Annotated in this window: 16 protein-coding genes; 7 read left to right on the top strand and 9 right to left on the bottom strand. The window is 44.3% G+C overall.

What is annotated here, in order from left to right; all coding sequences use genetic code 11:
- Positions 1-3: 3 nt before the first annotated feature.
- From F0251_RS10390 to bolA, 5 genes are all read right to left on the bottom strand, one after another.
- Entirely contained in the window at positions 4-636 is a 633-nt protein-coding gene (locus tag F0251_RS10390; RefSeq protein WP_008223083.1) for an NADH:ubiquinone reductase (Na(+)-transporting) subunit D, read from the bottom strand.
- Complete coding sequence (locus tag F0251_RS10385) at positions 636-1,403, bottom strand: Na(+)-translocating NADH-quinone reductase subunit C (RefSeq protein ID WP_061033230.1); 768 nt, start codon at positions 1,401-1,403, stop codon at positions 636-638. Before F0251_RS10385 ends, F0251_RS10390 begins: the two co-directional genes overlap by 1 nt.
- Complete coding sequence (locus F0251_RS10380) at positions 1,393-2,637, bottom strand: NADH:ubiquinone reductase (Na(+)-transporting) subunit B (RefSeq protein ID WP_048669180.1); 1,245 nt, start codon at positions 2,635-2,637, stop codon at positions 1,393-1,395. The genes F0251_RS10385 and F0251_RS10380 overlap by 11 nt, the downstream gene beginning before the upstream one ends.
- Before the next feature lie 5 nt (positions 2,638-2,642).
- Positions 2,643-3,983: a Na(+)-translocating NADH-quinone reductase subunit A gene (locus F0251_RS10375; RefSeq protein WP_032498707.1), complete on the bottom strand. Its 1,341-nt coding sequence runs from the start codon at positions 3,981-3,983 to the stop codon at positions 2,643-2,645.
- 522 nt (positions 3,984-4,505) lie between these two features.
- Positions 4,506-4,814: a transcriptional regulator BolA gene (gene bolA / locus F0251_RS10370; RefSeq protein ID WP_008223074.1), complete on the bottom strand. Its 309-nt coding sequence runs from the start codon at positions 4,812-4,814 to the stop codon at positions 4,506-4,508.
- 174 nt (positions 4,815-4,988) lie between these two features.
- Between bolA and F0251_RS10365 the strand changes: the two genes are divergently transcribed.
- The 4 genes from F0251_RS10365 to F0251_RS10350 all read left to right on the top strand — a co-directional run bounded on the left by F0251_RS10365 (position 4,989) and on the right by F0251_RS10350 (position 8,737).
- Positions 4,989-6,140, top strand: a complete 1,152-nt coding sequence (locus tag F0251_RS10365; RefSeq protein WP_008223072.1) for a methyltransferase — start codon at positions 4,989-4,991, stop codon at positions 6,138-6,140.
- Between the two features lie 67 nt (positions 6,141-6,207).
- Positions 6,208-6,777 (top strand): YajG family lipoprotein, encoded by a 570-nt coding sequence (locus F0251_RS10360; RefSeq protein WP_004737614.1) that lies wholly within the window; start codon positions 6,208-6,210, stop codon positions 6,775-6,777.
- The gene (locus F0251_RS10355; protein WP_171730928.1) at positions 6,777-7,325 is read left to right on the top strand and encodes a peptidylprolyl isomerase; all 549 of its coding nucleotides are present in this window, start codon (positions 6,777-6,779) and stop codon (positions 7,323-7,325) included. The genes F0251_RS10360 and F0251_RS10355 overlap by 1 nt, the downstream gene beginning before the upstream one ends.
- 53 nt (positions 7,326-7,378) lie before the next feature.
- Positions 7,379-8,737 carry an MFS transporter gene (locus F0251_RS10350; RefSeq protein ID WP_171730927.1) on the top strand — a complete coding sequence of 453 codons (1,359 nt, stop codon included), beginning with the start codon at positions 7,379-7,381 and terminating at the stop codon, positions 8,735-8,737.
- Positions 8,738-8,813: 76 nt separating this feature from the next.
- Here F0251_RS10350 and F0251_RS10345 read toward each other — a convergent pair whose 3' ends face one another.
- Positions 8,814-10,160 (bottom strand): DUF4397 domain-containing protein, encoded by a 1,347-nt coding sequence (locus F0251_RS10345; protein WP_171730926.1) that lies wholly within the window; start codon positions 10,158-10,160, stop codon positions 8,814-8,816.
- A gap of 585 nt (positions 10,161-10,745) precedes the next feature.
- Between F0251_RS10345 and F0251_RS10340 the strand changes: the two genes are divergently transcribed.
- The 3 genes from F0251_RS10340 to csdA all read left to right on the top strand — a co-directional run bounded on the left by F0251_RS10340 (position 10,746) and on the right by csdA (position 13,884).
- Positions 10,746-11,582 carry an outer membrane protein OmpK gene (locus tag F0251_RS10340; RefSeq protein WP_029405556.1) on the top strand — a complete coding sequence of 279 codons (837 nt, stop codon included), beginning with the start codon at positions 10,746-10,748 and terminating at the stop codon, positions 11,580-11,582.
- A gap of 110 nt (positions 11,583-11,692) precedes the next feature.
- Positions 11,693-12,586, top strand: coding sequence for a 2-dehydropantoate 2-reductase (gene panE / locus F0251_RS10335; RefSeq protein WP_019823860.1), 894 nt, complete (start codon positions 11,693-11,695; stop codon positions 12,584-12,586).
- 86 nt (positions 12,587-12,672) lie between these two features.
- Positions 12,673-13,884 carry a cysteine desulfurase CsdA gene (gene csdA, locus F0251_RS10330; RefSeq protein WP_019823861.1) on the top strand — a complete coding sequence of 404 codons (1,212 nt, stop codon included), beginning with the start codon at positions 12,673-12,675 and terminating at the stop codon, positions 13,882-13,884.
- Between the two features lie 218 nt (positions 13,885-14,102).
- Here the strand turns inward: csdA and csdE are convergent, their stop codons facing one another.
- The 3 genes from csdE to mltA all read right to left on the bottom strand — a co-directional run bounded on the left by csdE (position 14,103) and on the right by mltA (position 16,607).
- Positions 14,103-14,534: a cysteine desulfurase sulfur acceptor subunit CsdE gene (csdE, locus tag F0251_RS10325; protein WP_019823863.1), complete on the bottom strand. Its 432-nt coding sequence runs from the start codon at positions 14,532-14,534 to the stop codon at positions 14,103-14,105.
- Positions 14,535-14,571: 37 nt separating this feature from the next.
- On the bottom strand, positions 14,572-15,381 hold the full coding sequence (gene tcdA / locus F0251_RS10320) for a tRNA cyclic N6-threonylcarbamoyladenosine(37) synthase TcdA (RefSeq protein ID WP_019823865.1): 810 nt from the start codon (positions 15,379-15,381) through the stop codon (positions 14,572-14,574).
- A 113-nt stretch (positions 15,382-15,494) separates the two neighbouring features.
- Positions 15,495-16,607, bottom strand: a complete 1,113-nt coding sequence (mltA, locus tag F0251_RS10315) for a murein transglycosylase A (protein ID WP_171730925.1) — start codon at positions 16,605-16,607, stop codon at positions 15,495-15,497.
- Between the last annotated feature and the right edge of the window lie 17 nt (positions 16,608-16,624).

The following is a 16,624-nucleotide window of genomic DNA, read 5'->3' as shown; positions in this document are numbered from 1 at the left end:
ACCTTACCCCTTCGCTTCTACTTGTTCTGGTTTGAACACACGAATTGCCCAAATCAAGAAACCAATTAGGAAGAATGCAGAAGGTGCTAGAAGCATCAAGCCGTTTGGCTGATACCAACCACCGTTGCTCACTAGAGGTAGTACTTCCATACCAAATAGTTTGCCAGAGCCTAGAAGCTCACGGAAGAAACCAACAGTGATAAGAACGAAACCGTAACCAAGACCGTTACCAAGACCATCGATTAGAGATGGGATTGGTGCAGACTTCATTGCAAATGCTTCAGCACGACCCATTACAATACAGTTAGTAATGATCAGGCCTACGAATACAGATAGCTGCTTAGAGATATCGTATAGGTATGCTTTTAGCACTTGGTCTACCACGATTACTAATGATGCGATAATTGCCATCTGAACGATGATACGCACACTGTTAGGAATGTGGTTGCGGATTAAAGAAACGAAGAAGTTAGACAGAGCAGTAACAAACATTACCGCGATAGTCATAACAAATGCTGTTTCTAGCTTAGTGGTTACCGCAAGAGCAGAACACACACCAAGAACCTGTAGCGCGATTGGGTTGTTATCCAATACTGGCGCTAAAATGCTCTTTTTAATTTCTTTTGCACTAGACATTAGTTCAGACCTCCGTCACGAACTTTTGCTAGGAACGGACCAAAGCCCATATCACCTAACCAGAAGTCAAATGTATGTTGAACGCCAACACTGGTCAGTGTTGCACCAGAAAGGCCATCAACACCGTGCTCAGTACCTTCAGGAGCACCACCTTTAACTACCTTGATAGCTGGCTTGTGGTTTTCGTCGAATAATTTCTTACCAACGAATTGAGCACGCCAAGTTGGGTTCTCAACTTCACCACCAAGTCCAGGAGTTTCACCTTGCTCGTAGTAAGTGATACCAGAAACTGTGTTGCCATCAGTTTCTACCGCAACGAATGCGTACATCATTGACCATAGGCCGTTACCGTGAACAGGGATGATAACTTTAGTAGTTTCAGCACCGTCTTTCACAAGGTATACAGTACCTGTGTTAGCACGACGAAGGATCTTAGCAATGTCATCTTCAGCAGAAAGCTTGATTGACTGAGCTGGATCTTTTGCCGCTTTACGTTGGTCGTATGCAGCAGCATCACCGTCAACGAAATCACCAGTAGCGAAATCAACTAGACGAGGTTCGATGTTCTCTGCGTACAGCGCTGGGATGTCACCTTCAAGGTCAACACCTGCAACTTCTAAGATCTTAGTTTGTTGATCCAGAACCGCGTTAGCTTGTTGCTTAGGTTTAAGAACAACTGCAGCTGTTGAAACGATGATTGAGCACACTAGGCTCAATGCGATAACAACAAACAGCGTCTTTTTAATGCTATCGTTATTACTTGCCATAGCGAGCTAGTCTCCGCTTAATGTTCTTCTCGATTACAACGTGGTCAAACAGAGGAGCAAATAGGTTTGCGAATAGAATCGCAAGCATCATGCCTTCTGGGTATGCAGGGTTAACTACACGGATCATTACACACATTGCGCCGATTAGGATGCCGTACCACCACTTACCTTTGTTGGTAAATGACGCTGATACTGGGTCTGTCGCCATGAAGAACATACCGAATGCGAAGCCACCTAGAACTAGGTGCCAGTGCCAAGGCATGCTGAACATTGCGTTAGTATCAGAACCGATCACGTTGAATAGCGTAGATACAGCGATCATACCGATCATTACACCAGCAATGATGCGCCATGAAGCGATACGCATGTAAACGATCATCGCAGCACCAATCATAAGTGCTAGAGTCGATACTTCACCGATAGAACCTGGGATGTTACCAATGAATGCGTCCATCCAAGTGATTGCTTCACCAGATGTCACGTTCATTAGTGCGCTACCGCCGCCTTGAGCCCATTGGCTAAGAGCAGTTGCACCAGAGAAACCATCTGCAGCAGTCCAAACTACGTCACCTGAAATCTGTGCAGGGTATGCAAAGAATAGGAACGCACGGCCAGCAAGCGCAGGGTTTAGGAAGTTACGACCCGTACCACCGAAGATCTCTTTAGCAACAACAACACCAAAGGTAATACCTAGAGCTGCCTGCCATAGAGGAAGTGTTGGCGGAACGATGAGCGCGAATAAGATAGAAGTAACAAAGAAACCTTCGTTTACTTCGTGCTTACGCACCATACAGAACAGAACTTCCCAGAAACCACCAACGATGAATACCGTTGCGTAGATAGGTAGGAAGTAAGTCGCACCAAGTAGCATCTTACTGCCAACACCTGCATCGGCTCCTAAGGAGGCGCCAAGCATTTCAGTTAGCCAGTAGTGCCAGTTACCATCGATAACAGATGCTAGTTCAGCGCCTGCGTACATATGGTTAAGTGCTGCGATAGCTTGACCACCCGCGTTGTACATACCCCAGAACATTGCTGGGAATACCGCGAACCAAACCATGATCATGATACGTTTTAAGTCAACGCTATCACGAACGTGCGAGCTTTTCTTTGTGATAAGACCTGGCGTGTAGAACACTGTAGCCGCTGCTTCGTAAAGCGCGAACCACTTCTCGTGTTTGCCACCTGGCTCAAAATGATGCTCGATGTCTTCAAGAAACTTTTTAAGGCCCATGAAAATTACCCTTCCTTCTCAATCGTATCTAGGCATTCACGAAGTAGTTGACCGTACTCGTACTTACCTGGACATACAAAGGTACACAATGCCAAATCTTCTTCATCTAGCTCTAGCGCACCTAGTGCTTGTGCACTATCAACGTCGCCTGCACATAGATCACGAAGCAGCAATGTAGGTTCCATATCTAGAGGCATTACGCGCTCGTAGTTACCGATTGGAACCATTGAGCGATCACTACCATTTGTAGTCGTTGTCATGTTGAACAACTGACCTTTAAACAGGTGACCAAGGAATGAACGAGTAACAGAGAACTTGTTCTTACCAGGCATAGCCCAGCCGAATAGCTCTTTATCACGACCTTCACGTAGAACAGAAACTTGCTGATGGTAACGACCAAGGTAAGCATGTGGACCGGTTGCTTGTGTACCAGTTAGTACAGAACCAGAAATCACACGAACTTCGCCTGGCATTAGCTCGCTGTCTGTCAACTCTTCAAGGCTAGCACCAATTTGAGTACGAACTAGACGCGGGTTGTTTACCACTGGACCAGCCAGAGAAACAACACGATCGGTATAAAGCTCACCAGTAAGGAAAAGCTTACCGAATGCGATAACATCTTGGTAGTTAATGCTCCACGCTACGTTTTCTGCATTTACCGGGTATAGGTAATGCATATGCGTGCCTGCAAGACCTGCAGGGTGTGGGCCATCAAAAACATGTTCTTCAACGTTAGACTGAGCTGAACGAGGTAAGCTAGTACCTTTTTTACAAACGTACACTTTACCGTTAGTCAGAGTTGAAAGAAGATCTAAACCAGCAACGAAAGCATCAGACTGCTCGTTAATGATTAATTCTGGCTCAGCTGCTAGCGGATTAGTATCCATAGCAGTTACAAAAATAGCCTGAGTTTCAGAATCGATTGCTGGAACCTTGCTGAACGGACGAGTTCGCAAAGCGGTCCATGCGCCAGACTCAACTAACTGAGCTTTAACCGTTTCACGGTCAAGACCTGCTAGTTGGTTAGCTTCATAGCTATTGAACGTGATTTGCTCATTGCCTGCTACTTCAATCACTACAGATTGAAGAACACGCTTAGCACCACGGTTCACTTCAATAACTTTACCGCTTGCTGGAGAAGTAAATACAACACCTGGGTTCTTTTTATCAGCAAAAAGAACTTGGCCTTTCTTCACTTCATCACCAACGCGAGCATGCATCGTAGGACGCATACCAACGTACTCTTCGCCAAGCAAGGCGACTTTAGTGATGGACTTACCATCATTAATCACCTGGGATGGAGTTCCTGCGATAGGAAGATCCAAACCCTTCTTTATTGTAATCATACGCACTTGCACTACTTTATCGGGAAAAAGATTCTTTTAATTGCGTAAATTCAGGACGTTTTAAGATCGCCCTTAGACACGACATTACTGTGTCCGGTCTTGGTAAATTTGAGATACCAAAATCGCAACATTATCTTAATAAAATTCTCACACAAAACATGTGAGATTTATCAGGTGCCGTATTCTAGCATTTTTTGACATCTTGATGCCATGACCAATAACTTGAATAGCGCGTTTATTTGGTGAGATTTGAAGCATATGGACTCTTAAATATGTATAAATTTGACGAGCCGCACAGATAAATTGGCTTTTGAAAGGTGTTTTAAACAAGAGATTAACACTCTGTCACAAACTATTATTTTATGAGTTATGTTGAAACACTGTTAATAAAAACATTACTCATTGTAGGTATTTTTAGACGTTTAACTTACCATCATTTTGAGTGATATAACGGCAAAAAACAGATAATTTAGGCGATAAAAAAGGCGGCATAGCCACCTCTTTTTATATGTATTAAATTTATTACTTGCCCCCACCCATACACATTGGGCTGTCTGGCACGTTATCGAGCTGCTTCAACCATTCATCTTTTGTATAAGTATGAATAGATAAAGCGTGAATATTGTTCGCTAGCTCTTCTGAAAGTGCTTTATTTACCGCTCGGTGACGAGCAATAAGACGCAAACCTTCAAACGCATCACTCACAACAATCACTTTAAAGTGACTCTCAGAACCGGCCGGAACATTGTGCATGTAGCTCTCATTAACCACATTCAAGTGACTTGGTGAAAACTCATTGTGCAATTTTGTTTCGATAACTTCTTGGATCATTGTGATTCCTTAATAACGGGTTGGCATTATCTGTGGGGTGAGTATAAACCCTAACAAGGCTACTGTCTGAGTATTTAATCGCGAACAGCATAGGTTTGGTCGAGTTTTCTCTATCTTGTTCAGCCCGCATTTGAGACAATATCTTTGTTATTTCTCATATAAGTATCCCAAGTAATGAAAACTGAACTTACCCTTCACGATAGAACTTTGACCTTACATCGTTTCCCTAAACGTTCAAATGAAACGCTTCAAGCTTGGGATGCGGGCGACGAATACATTATTAACCATGTTGAAGAGATGAACCTTGAACCTGGCAAACACATTCTGATCTTAAACGACAGCTTTGGTGCCCTATCCGCTTGGTTCTCAAAAGATCACGATGTGACCATGATGAGCGACTCATTTATCTCTCATCGTGGCGGCCTGAAAAACTTACAGCGCAATCAGTGTAATCGAGTCAACTTTTTAAACACCATGGATGATATCCCTCACGGTATTGATCTGGTACTGATGCAGCTACCAAAGACCAACCGCCATTTAGTGTGGCAACTGAGTCAGTTGCGCCAAGCTTTACCAGAAGGTTGCCAAGTGATCGGTGTCAACAAGGTAAAAGAGATTCACACATCAACGCTGAATCTGTTTGAGAAATACTTGGGTGAAACCAAAACGTCACTGGCAAAGAAAAAGCACCGCTTGGTGTTCTCATCACCAAACTGCCAGCCAATTCACAAAGTTGAGCCTTTTGTAGAATGGGATGTCGACGGTGAAGATATCCGCCTAAAGAATTTACCAAATGTTTACTCAGGGGAAGCACTCGATCAAGGCGCGCGCTATATGCTAGAGCATATACCTCAAGATCCTGAGCTACGTCATATTATCGACCTTGGCTGTGGTAATGGTGTTTTAAGTGTTAAAGCAGGCCAGTTGAACCCTCAAGCTCGCATCACTTGTGTTGATGAGAGCTTCATGGCCGTGGAATCAGCACGCCAAAACATAAAAGATAACCTTGGTGAAGATGGTAACTTCCAGTTCATTGCTAACAACTGTTTAGACGGTTTTAAGAAAAACAGCACATACCTAGTCATGTGTAACCCTCCATTCCATCAACAACAGGCAATTACTGATCACATTGCATGGCAAATGTTCTGTGATGCAAAGCATGTTCTTAGCAATGGAGGCAAATTAATTGTTATTGGCAACCGACACCTCGGATACGATGTCAAACTCGCAAGATTATTTGGTGAAGCTAACGTTGAAACGCTTGAACTAAACCAAAAATTTGAGATATTACAAGCAACAAGAGAACCTGCGAATTTTAACAAATAAGCAGTAGACTGCTTCACAAGAATTTAAGATACCGAGCTTCTGGTGTGAATTTAGAAAGGATAAAGGAATGAAAAAACTGATTTTGGCTGCTTCTATTATGGCTTTGACAGCATGTTCAGCCCCTCAGCAAGAACAGATAAATGTAATGCCAGAAGCTTCACTAAGCTCAAGCAACCTAGTACAAGGCAAAACATACACATTAACCAGTAAAGATGTTCGTGCTGCTCAGTATGTTGCACTTGTTGATAGCGGCCGCGCTAACATTCAACCAATTCACGCTAAGCAGAACATGCGTATTTCTCTAGAGAACGCTATCGCACAGCAATTTGAGTCTCAAGGCTTTCGTGCCAGCGTAAACAGCGAAAACTCTGTTGTTTTAGAGATTCAAGAAGCACTAGTTACCGTAGAACACACCATTATGGAAAACCAAATGGACGGTAAAGTAACACTTGAAGTTACGGCTGAAACACCAGAAGGCAAACTGGTTAAGACGTTCAATGGTACAGCAACTCGCACTGGTGCATTAAGTGCATCAAACGACGATATCGCAATGGTACTTAACGACGTTATCGACTTAGTGCTTAAAGAGATCGCTAATGACCAAGAACTACAAACTTACATGAAGGAACGTTTCTAATGGGTCGTATTCTATCTTCTATCGCACTAATGCTAGTAAGCGTGAGCGTGTGGGCTGGTCCTAAAGTAAACGTCGAAACGACGCTAGGTGACTTCACGATCGAGCTAAACCAAGAGCAAGCACCAATTAGTTCTGAGAACTTTCTAAAATACGTAGCAGATGGCAGTTACGAAGGTACTATCTTCCACCGTGTTATTCCTGGTTTTATGGCGCAAGGTGGCGGCTTCAACCAAGATATGCAGCAACAAGCAACGTATGCTCCGATCAAGAATGAAGGCAGTAATGGTCTGAAGAACGACACAGCAACGATCGCGATGGCTCGTACTAACGCGCCAGACTCTGCAACTCGTCAGTTCTACATTAACTATGCAGACAACGATTTCCTAAACGCGAAAGGCGGCAACCCGGGCTACGCAGTATTTGGTAAAGTAACCGAAGGCTTTGACGTAATTCAAAAGATGGCAACCATACCAACTAAACGAATGGGCCGTATGGCAGATATCCCTGTTGATCCAATTGTCATCACGAAAGTAACCCTTCTTAAGTAATCTAAAGCAACGCCCTTATTTCTTAAGGGCGTTTTTCTATACAAGGACGACCTATGTCATTAGGCACACCCTCTCTTTCTTGGATGCAAACTTTCCGAAGCTATCTCGATAAGCGCTTACTGTGGGTGTTCATGCTCGGCTGCTCAAGCGGCTTCCCATGGGTTCTTATTGGATCCAACATGTCTGGCTGGCTTAAAGACGCAGGTTTAACCCGTGCTGCTATTGGCTACTTTGGTAGTGTATTTGCCGTGTACGCTATTAACTTTTTGTGGGCACCTCTGGTAGACCGAGTCAAATTACCGGTGCTACACGCGATTTTAGGGCAACGACGTAGCTGGATATTTTTCTGCCAATCTATTGTCTTAGTTAGCACCTTATTCATTGCTGGCGTCAATCCTGCTGAGAATTTGGCGTTTACCTCAATGTTAGCGCTCACTATTGCCATTGCCTCAGCCACTCAAGACATCGCGATTGATGCATTTCGTATCGATACCTTCCCAAAATCAGAAGCTTCAAAACTACCACAAGCCTCTGCAATGGCTGTCGTTGGTTGGTGGACTGGCTACTCTCTACCTGGTTACCTTGCCTTTATTAATGCAGATTCAATCGGTTGGAATGGTGTTTACTACGGCATGGCTGGGATCGTAGTCGTTCTCATGATGTTCACATTATTAGTCGGGGAGCCTAAGACCAAACGTAGTAACCTACAAGCAGAAGCGGAGATCCGTCACAACCGACTTTTAGGAAACCCCATTTTGGTCTGGCTAACGGTTACGACCGTAGAACCTTTCTTGGATTTCTTTAAACGTAATGGAGTGAGAGTCGCTCTCACTTTAATACTCTTTGTTTTTCTCTTTAAAATAGGTGAAGCTTTCTTAGGGAGAATGTCGATTACGTTTTACAAAGAGGTGGGCTTTTCCAATGAACAGATTGGCTACTACTCAAAGTTAGTGGGTTGGGGACTGACCATGTTGTTTACGCTAATTGGCAGTATGGTCAATGTAAGGTTTGGTATTGTTCGTGGGCTGATGATTGGCGGAGTCGCGATGGCATCAAGTAATTTAATGTTTGCTTGGATCGCTCATGTGGGACCGAATGAACAGTTATTTGTTGCCACTCTTATGGTTGACAACTTTACAGCTGCTTTTTCAACCGTAGCCTTCGTTTCTTTTTTGACTGCAGTAACTGGACAGGCGTTTTCAGCGACTCAATATGCTCTACTTGCCTCTTTAGGGAATTTAGGCCGCACCACTTTAGCTTCCTTCAGTGGTGAGCTGGTTGATTACCTCAATGATTGGCCAACCTTCTTTATATTGACTGCACTGATGGTGATTCCAAGTTTGATCATGCTCTATTCGCTGCGCCACTTTTTCGCAGATTTATTAGAAAAAGCAAAAAACAACCACGAATAACAGAAAAGAAAACAGCGTAAAAAGAGGGTAGCATCACGCTACCCTCTTTTACTTTGTTACTTTGGTTTCGTAAGCGCTAGTCTGTTGTGTCACTCACGATAAGGTTGAAGCCAGTACCGGCTGAATCATCTATCGCCACAACTTGATAAACTACACCATCAGCCAAGGTTGCTGGAGCAGAGTCAATTGCCACAACCGACGGTTGACCCGCGACAGTAATGGTCACAAAGTAAGACCCTGCTGCAACATAGATGCCATTCGCATAATCTTTAAACTTCACATCACTCAGCGCTGGTGTACTTCCAGCAATGCCTACATTTTCTGTTAAGTAGATATCCACAGATGCAGCAATTGGGTTAGCAGCAGCGTGAGTAATATTTAACACTGCACTTGTCGCCACCGGACGACGGTTTTCAGGAACTACCAAAGGCTCTAGATTCAGCGGTGTTACGGTCCCTACCGCATAAATGCTGTAATCCATGCCAGCAAACACAGCCACCCCATCTGCATCAATCAATGCATTAGTCGTTGTGCCATCAGCGAAGATGTCAATGTCATAACTTCCAGCTGCTAAATCGAGAAACCCACGGATCTCCTTGAACATCAAATCAGCTAGCGGTGCAAATGCTGCTCCGTTGACAAAAACATCTACATCTGGAGCGCCATCTACTAAATGCCCTACTCTTACTTCTGCGGTTTCAGCCATGTCATAGATTAACGAAGATCCACTACCGTCCATAACCATTAACTTCACAGGTGAGGCGCTATTCGAATCAGCTCTCGGCACAGCGGCAATCGTCAATTCGCTGCCTGCGGGTAAAGTAATCTCCCCTGAGTCGAATGCGATAGCATTACCACTGACCGTTTCCAGTCTCACACGGTATTGTCCTGCAGGGATGTTTAGAACATCGGTGAAATCTTTGTACGCTAAGGTCCCCAGTGGTGCACCTAGTGGATCAGTCGGTCCTGTCACATACAGATTTACATCGCCAACACCCGTCGCAGCGTGAACTACTTGTACGTCTAGGGTCGAACTCGTTGCGGTCCCTTCAGCAGGACGAGTCACTACTAAGGCCTCCACGGGGTTGTTCGAACCATCAGCGTCACCAACGACCATAACCGTATAATCCAAATCACCGCTCAAGTCGAATTGGCTTTGTGGGATAACAGTAGCCACTGCATCACCGGGGAGTTGTACATCGACCTGGACAGATGTCTGACCTTGATTGACCGCCGCATAACCAGAGGCTTGTGCATAATCTACACCGCTCCAACGAGCTTGGTTGTCAATTAATACGTTCGCTAGTGGAGCATCAGGAGATGCATGGACGGCTTGAAGTTGCGTTGTGGGTTCGTCATCGTCGTCACACCCAAGAATGAACAGTGCTGAAATCGCTACAGCGAGTAGTGGTGAATATTTCATCGGTCTCTCTCCAAAATTTAGACCGGTTCGTCACACAAAAGATACGCTCAGTAAAAATCTTAAAACACACTCTGTCGGTGTTTCGTGCAGGGAACCGTTTTATTATTCTCGATGCTCTGAGCAAAACCAAAAATTTTGAAGGCTGCTGCTCGTCACACCGATTGTTCATCAATTGATTCCACCACCATTACGAAGTTGGTTAAAAATAGATCAAAGGGACGAGCCAACCGTGGAGAGATTTAGTCGTTTTAGGAGGTGAAATTACATAGAAAGGAATACTGTTGATTTTGATATGCATATCACTCTATTTAGTATAATCGTTTGCTTAGAGCGGTTATTCACCAATTTATCTACAAAATAATCTAATTTCACAAAATCAATAGAATTAGAGGTGCATCAAGATGCATTGCCGCGTTAAAGTTCCATCATTTAGATCATTAGTGTGATCGATCTCACTTTAATAATTGCAATTTTCACTCTGTCTCACTTTTATTTGAGAACAAAATCGCTATGATGCTCGGCATTCGGACATATAAACACGCACGGATTAGCGGGTTACTTATTTTAAACATAGAGAGTTCCATTATGCGTAAATCACTTTTAACTCTTGGCCTACTTGCAGCGACTTCTGCTCCAGTAATGGCAGCAGATTATTCTGACGGCGACATCCACAAAAACGATTACAAGTGGCTTCAATTTAACCTAATGGGTGCTTTCGATGAGCTTCCAGGTGAATCATCTCATGACTACCTAGAAATGGAATTCGGCGGTCGTTCAGGCATTTTTGATCTATACGGTTACGTTGATGTATTCAACCTAACGTCTAATCCAGGCAGCGACAAAGATGGTGCAGAAAAAATCTTCATGAAGTTTGCACCTCGTATGTCTCTTGACGGACTAACAGGTAAAGACCTTTCTTTCGGTCCAGTTCAAGAACTATACGTTGCGACTCTAGTTGAATGGGGCGGCGGCGGTGCTACAAACTGTACTCCAGACCAATCAACTTGTGTTCCAAGTGAAACAACCAACACACAAAAAATTGGTCTAGGTTCTGACGTGATGGTTCCTTGGTTTGGTAAAGTTGGCTTAAACCTTTACGGAACATACGATTCAAACAAGAAAGACTGGAACGGTTACCAAGTTTCGGCTAACTGGTTTAAACCATTCTACTTCTTTGAGAACGGCTCATTCATCTCTTACCAAGGTTACATCGACTACCAATTTGGTATGGATGATGATAACAAAGCACTAAACACTTCGAATGGCGGTGCTATGTTCAATGGTCTTTACTGGCACTCAGATCGTTTCGCTGTTGGTTACGGTCTAAAAGGCTACAAAGATGTTTACGGTCTTAAAGACGACGGTCTAGCTGGTAAAACTACTGGCTTCGGTCACTACGTTGCAGTAACTTACAAGTTCTAATCGAACTTCTAAGAAAGTTTCCAAAATGGCACCCTCGGGTGCCATTTTTTATTGCTTTCATTTAATGCCTCGCTATCATTGCTGCATTACTTTCTTATCTCGGTATTGCTGTGAACATCACTATTGTTGGTCCCGGAGCGATTGGCGCTTTATGGGCAATAAAACTGCTTCAAGCTGGTCATAATGTGTCTTTGTGGAGTCGTTCTTCTGAACCTTCTGTTGAGCTATCTCTTGATGAACAAGCTTCGATTTCCTTCAGCAATAACGACAAAGACAAGCTTTCAGAAAGCGATTTGGTGCTCTTCACAGTAAAAGCTTGGCAAGTCGAAGATGCTATCACACCACTTATTCAGTATATCGACTCCGATGCTATCTTAATGTTCATGCACAACGGCATGGGCGCTGTCGAAGCCATAGCTGATCAAGTTAATACTCATCCAGTCATATTAGCGACCACCACTCAAGCTGCATTCAAACCCGACCGCAATCATGTGATTCACACTGGTGCTGGTCAAACTCAGTTAGGGGCTTTTAATCAAGCTGGAAAGAAATGCACCTTCTTAGTCGATGTCCTTGATCACGCATTGCCTAACGTCAGCTGGAACCCAGAAATACATACCGCTTTGTGGACCAAACTCGCAATCAATTGTGCAATCAACCCGCTAACTGGCCTTGAGCAAATCAAGAATGGAGAGCTGTCCGAACCACGCTTTGGTAATACTCTAACCGCAATCATTGAAGAGCTGACGCAAGTTATGCAGGCAGAGGGCATTAGTTGCTCGTTCGACGAATTGGAAACTAACGTCAACAAAGTTATTCAAGCGACGGCAAAGAACAACTCTTCAATGAAGCAAGATATGCTTTATCAAAGAAAGACTGAGATCGACTTCATCACTGGACACCTGATAAAAACAGCAAATAAGCATCAGATAGAAGTTCCCGTTAACCAAAAGCTGTTCGATCAGGTCAAAGAGCAAGAAAATAGCTGGAATCATCAAGATTAGTCAGCAACGGTTAACAAGTCGCGATAAAATAATGATACCGCTTAGCATTACGCTGGCACCAATTTCCAAGATTTAGGTAAGAATAGATGCTTGATATCAATCACATCCGAGAGCAGTTTCCTGCGCTATCCCAAACCATCAATCAACAACCATTGATTTACTTAGACAGCGCGGCAACGACACAAAAACCTCAGGTAGTTATTGATGCCATTAGCCAATATTACTCCAAGCAGAATGCCAATGTTCATCGTGGCAGTCATAGTTTAACCGCGCACGCTACCAGCCAATTTGAAGCAGCTAGAGACAAGGTCGCTCAGTTTATTGGCGCAACCTCATCGAAAGAGATTATCTGGACTCGCGGTGCCACCGAAGCACTCAACCTTATCGCTCAAACCTACGCTAGAAGTACCCTCCAACCGGGCGATGAAATCCTGGTGAGCGAAATGGAGCACCACGCCAACATTGTCCCTTGGCAAATTGTGGCAGAACAAACCGGTGCTAAGATCATCAAAATCCCAATGACATCTGACTGCGAATTCGACCTTGCTGCTTTTGATGCACTGTTGACTGAACGAACCAAGATCGTAGCTCTGGCTCAGATAACCAATGTAACGGGTTCTCGCCAACCGCTTGAGCAAGTTATCGAAAAAGCACACAAGATGAATGCGATTGTTGTGGTCGATGGCGCACAAGGCATTGTTCATGAGCCAGTTGATGTTGCTGCTTTAGGTGCGGATTTCTACGTTTTCTCTGGGCACAAGCTTTATGCCCCTGCAGGGATTGGTGTGCTTTACGGCAAACTAGAATTGCTCGAAGCGATGCCGCCATGGCATGGCGGTGGCAAAATGGTTGAACGCGTCTCTTTTTCTGGCACCACGTTTTCTGAACTGCCTGGTAAGTTCGAAGCAGGCACACCAAACGTAGCAGGTGCCATCGCTTTAAGTTCAGCAATCGAGTGGTTACATCAGTTCGAACAACAAGACGTGGAAGATCATATCCACCAGCTACAACACAAAACTTATCAAGCACTCAGTCAATTGGACGACATCCAAATACTCGGTTATAAGCCCAATTCGAGCGTAATTACTTTTGTGATGGATGGCGTTCACCATCAAGATATTGCGACCTTACTCGACCAACAAGGTATTGCCGTTCGTGCTGGTCATCACTGTGCACACCCATTAATGGATGCACTCAAAGTAAAAGGAACTGTGCGAATTTCATTTGGTATTTACAACAACATGGATGATGTTGAAAAGCTCGTAGCGGCGATAGAAAAAGCCGTTGATATGCTTTAGGGAATGACGAGAAACACCATTAGAATTCGTCATTTCAGAACTGAGGAACGAAGTATCTGGAATCTCTAATAGCAATACTATCCAAACGAGATTCCTTATTATGCCCCTTCGTCGCTTTAGGGAATGACGAAATATAGTTAGAAATCGTCATTCCAGAACTGAGGAACAAAGTATCTGCAATCTCTTTAAAGCAATATTGTGAAAAAGTATTGGGACAGTTACGAGCTAGCGAGGTTCTTGATCTGCTCAACAATCGCTTTAAGTCCGTTTCCTCTGGAAGGGCTCAAATGCGTAATCAAGCCAATCTTGTCGAAATAGCCATCAATGTCGAACGCTTGAACCTGCTCTGATGTTTTTCCATCATACGCAGCCATCACTAATGCAATCAGACCGCGAACGATACGCGCATCAGAATCAGCACAAAAGTGCCAAACACCATCGATATTCAGAGAAACCAACCACACTTGGCTTTCACAGCCAGAGACAATCACCTGCTCACTTTTCAGTTCATCAGGCATCGTTGGCAGTTTCTTACCCCATTGAATCACTTGGCGATAACGGTCTTCCCAGCCGCTAAATGTCTGCATCTTGGAGATGATATCATCACTGGTAATTTCAGTACCGAATGGAGAGCTTGGGAATGTGGTCATTTTAATATCCAGTCGATTATTAATTGAATAGAAGACGTTACTTAGTGTGCTTTTGAATGAGCTTTTCTACTATGCGCGAAACAGCAACAAAGCCAAACGTCGCCGTTACTACAGTTGCAGCGCCAAAACCTGTCGCGCAATCCATACGTTTTGGACCTTCGGCTGTCGCTTTCGCAGCACATACACTGCCATCCGCTTGAGGATATTTAAGCTGCTCAGTCGAGAATACACAATCGATGCCAAACTTACGCGCAGGATTCTTAGGGAAGTTATGATGACGACGCAGCGTATCTTTCAGTTTCTTCGCTAATGGATCTTGAATCGTTTTAGTCAAATCGGCCACTTTAATTTGCGTTGGGTCGATTTGACCACCCGCGCCACCAGTGGTGATCACTTTGATTTTATTACTGCGGCAATACGCCAATAACGAAGCTTTAGCTTTCATGCTATCGATCGCATCCAGCACAAAATCGAACTCTTTCGACAGGTATTCAGCCTGGTTATCAGGACCAATAAAGTCGTCAATCAGGTTAACTTTACACTCAGGGTTAATCAGCTTAACACGCTCGGCCATCACTTCGATTTTGCTCTTGCCGACCGTGCCCGACATTGCGTGAATCTGACGGTTGATGTTCGTCACACACACATCATCCATATCGATCAATGTCAGCTCACCCACGCCAGTACGCGCAAGCGCTTCAACCGCCCATGAACCGACGCCACCAATACCGATCACACACACATGTGCCGCTCTAAGTATATCGACTTCACTATTACCATACAGGCGACGAGTGCCACCGAATCGTTGGTCATAGTTTTCTGAAGCTGGAGTGGTCAATTCACGCATTGTTGCCGCCAATTTATTTCTGAGAAAAAGAAAAGAGTGCGTTTTATACGCACTCTTGAATAAAAAGTCTAGGGGATTAGCGATTCGCTTTCAATGCCCTATTTTATTGTCGTTTACTCGACCTTTTCAGGTGGTAAAGCCCAAGGCGCTTCAGTCGCACTACCGTCTAAACCCAATTTCCACACTCGGCCAAAATGTTTGTAGTGACCCGCTTCAGTACCTGCGCGTGGTCCCATACCGTGGTAAAGATCCAAGTGGTTTTGCTTAACCGCGCCGCCCGTATCTAGAACCAGTAACAATCTTAATTGGTGTGCTCCGCTCCAAGTACCGTCGGCATTTAACTGTGGTACTTCTGCAAGAATCGGCGTTCCCATTGGTAAGATAGAGCGATCACCTGCGACTGCAGCCATTGGTAAAAGAGGGATTCCCGCGCTACCCATTACCGATAGGTCATCTCTTGCTTCAAAGAAAACGAAAGATGGGTTTTGTTCTAACAGCTCTTTGACCACTTCAGGATCATTCGCCAACACCCACTCTTTGATCGCTTTCAATGACATCTTCTCGCGGGGAACCAAGTCTCGCTCGATCAACACACGACCAATACTCACGTAAGCTTTGTTGTTTTTTCCTGCGTAAGCAAAATACTGCAAGGTATCATCATCACCAAAGTGTACAAAGCCACTGCCTTGTACTTCCATCATGAACGGGTCGATACGGTTGGCAGCGTAGCCAAGTTCAAGACCTTGACCTTCTAATGCGCCATTGTAGATCTCTTCACGAGTTGGACACTCTTTATCGCACTCTGGCAGACCATACACCGGGTAACGGTACTCTTCATTCGCTTCATGGCGCAGTTCCATTACTGGAGAGAAATAACCGGTGAAAAGCACATTGCCCTGCTTATCACCACCACCAAGTTGAGCTGTTTGAACACCAAAGTTTGCGAGTTCACTTGGGTCACCACTTAGCATCGCCCACTCATTAAGTTGCTTGTATAGCGGCTCGTAGATTTTCGCCATCGAAGGAGATTTAGACACCACCATTTCAGCCTGCTCAGCAAATGCGGTGTAGTCTCTTGGTTTATTGGATTCAACCTGATCGACCTTGTTTAAGGTGCGAGGAAATTCATCATCAAAGTGTTGTTGAGCGAGATCGGTGGGTTGAGCACAGCCAAATAAGACAGAGGCAGCGACAAGGGGAAGCCATTTTTTAATCACAAGAGTCATCCTAAAAATTCTATGCA

This window comes from Vibrio sp. 070316B, from assembly GCF_013114115.1.
GTDB classification, from domain to species: Bacteria; Pseudomonadota; Gammaproteobacteria; order Enterobacterales; family Vibrionaceae; genus Vibrio; species Vibrio chagasii_B.
The sequence above is the reverse complement of the archived record's forward strand: the minus strand, read 5'-3'. Positions and strand labels throughout refer to the sequence as shown.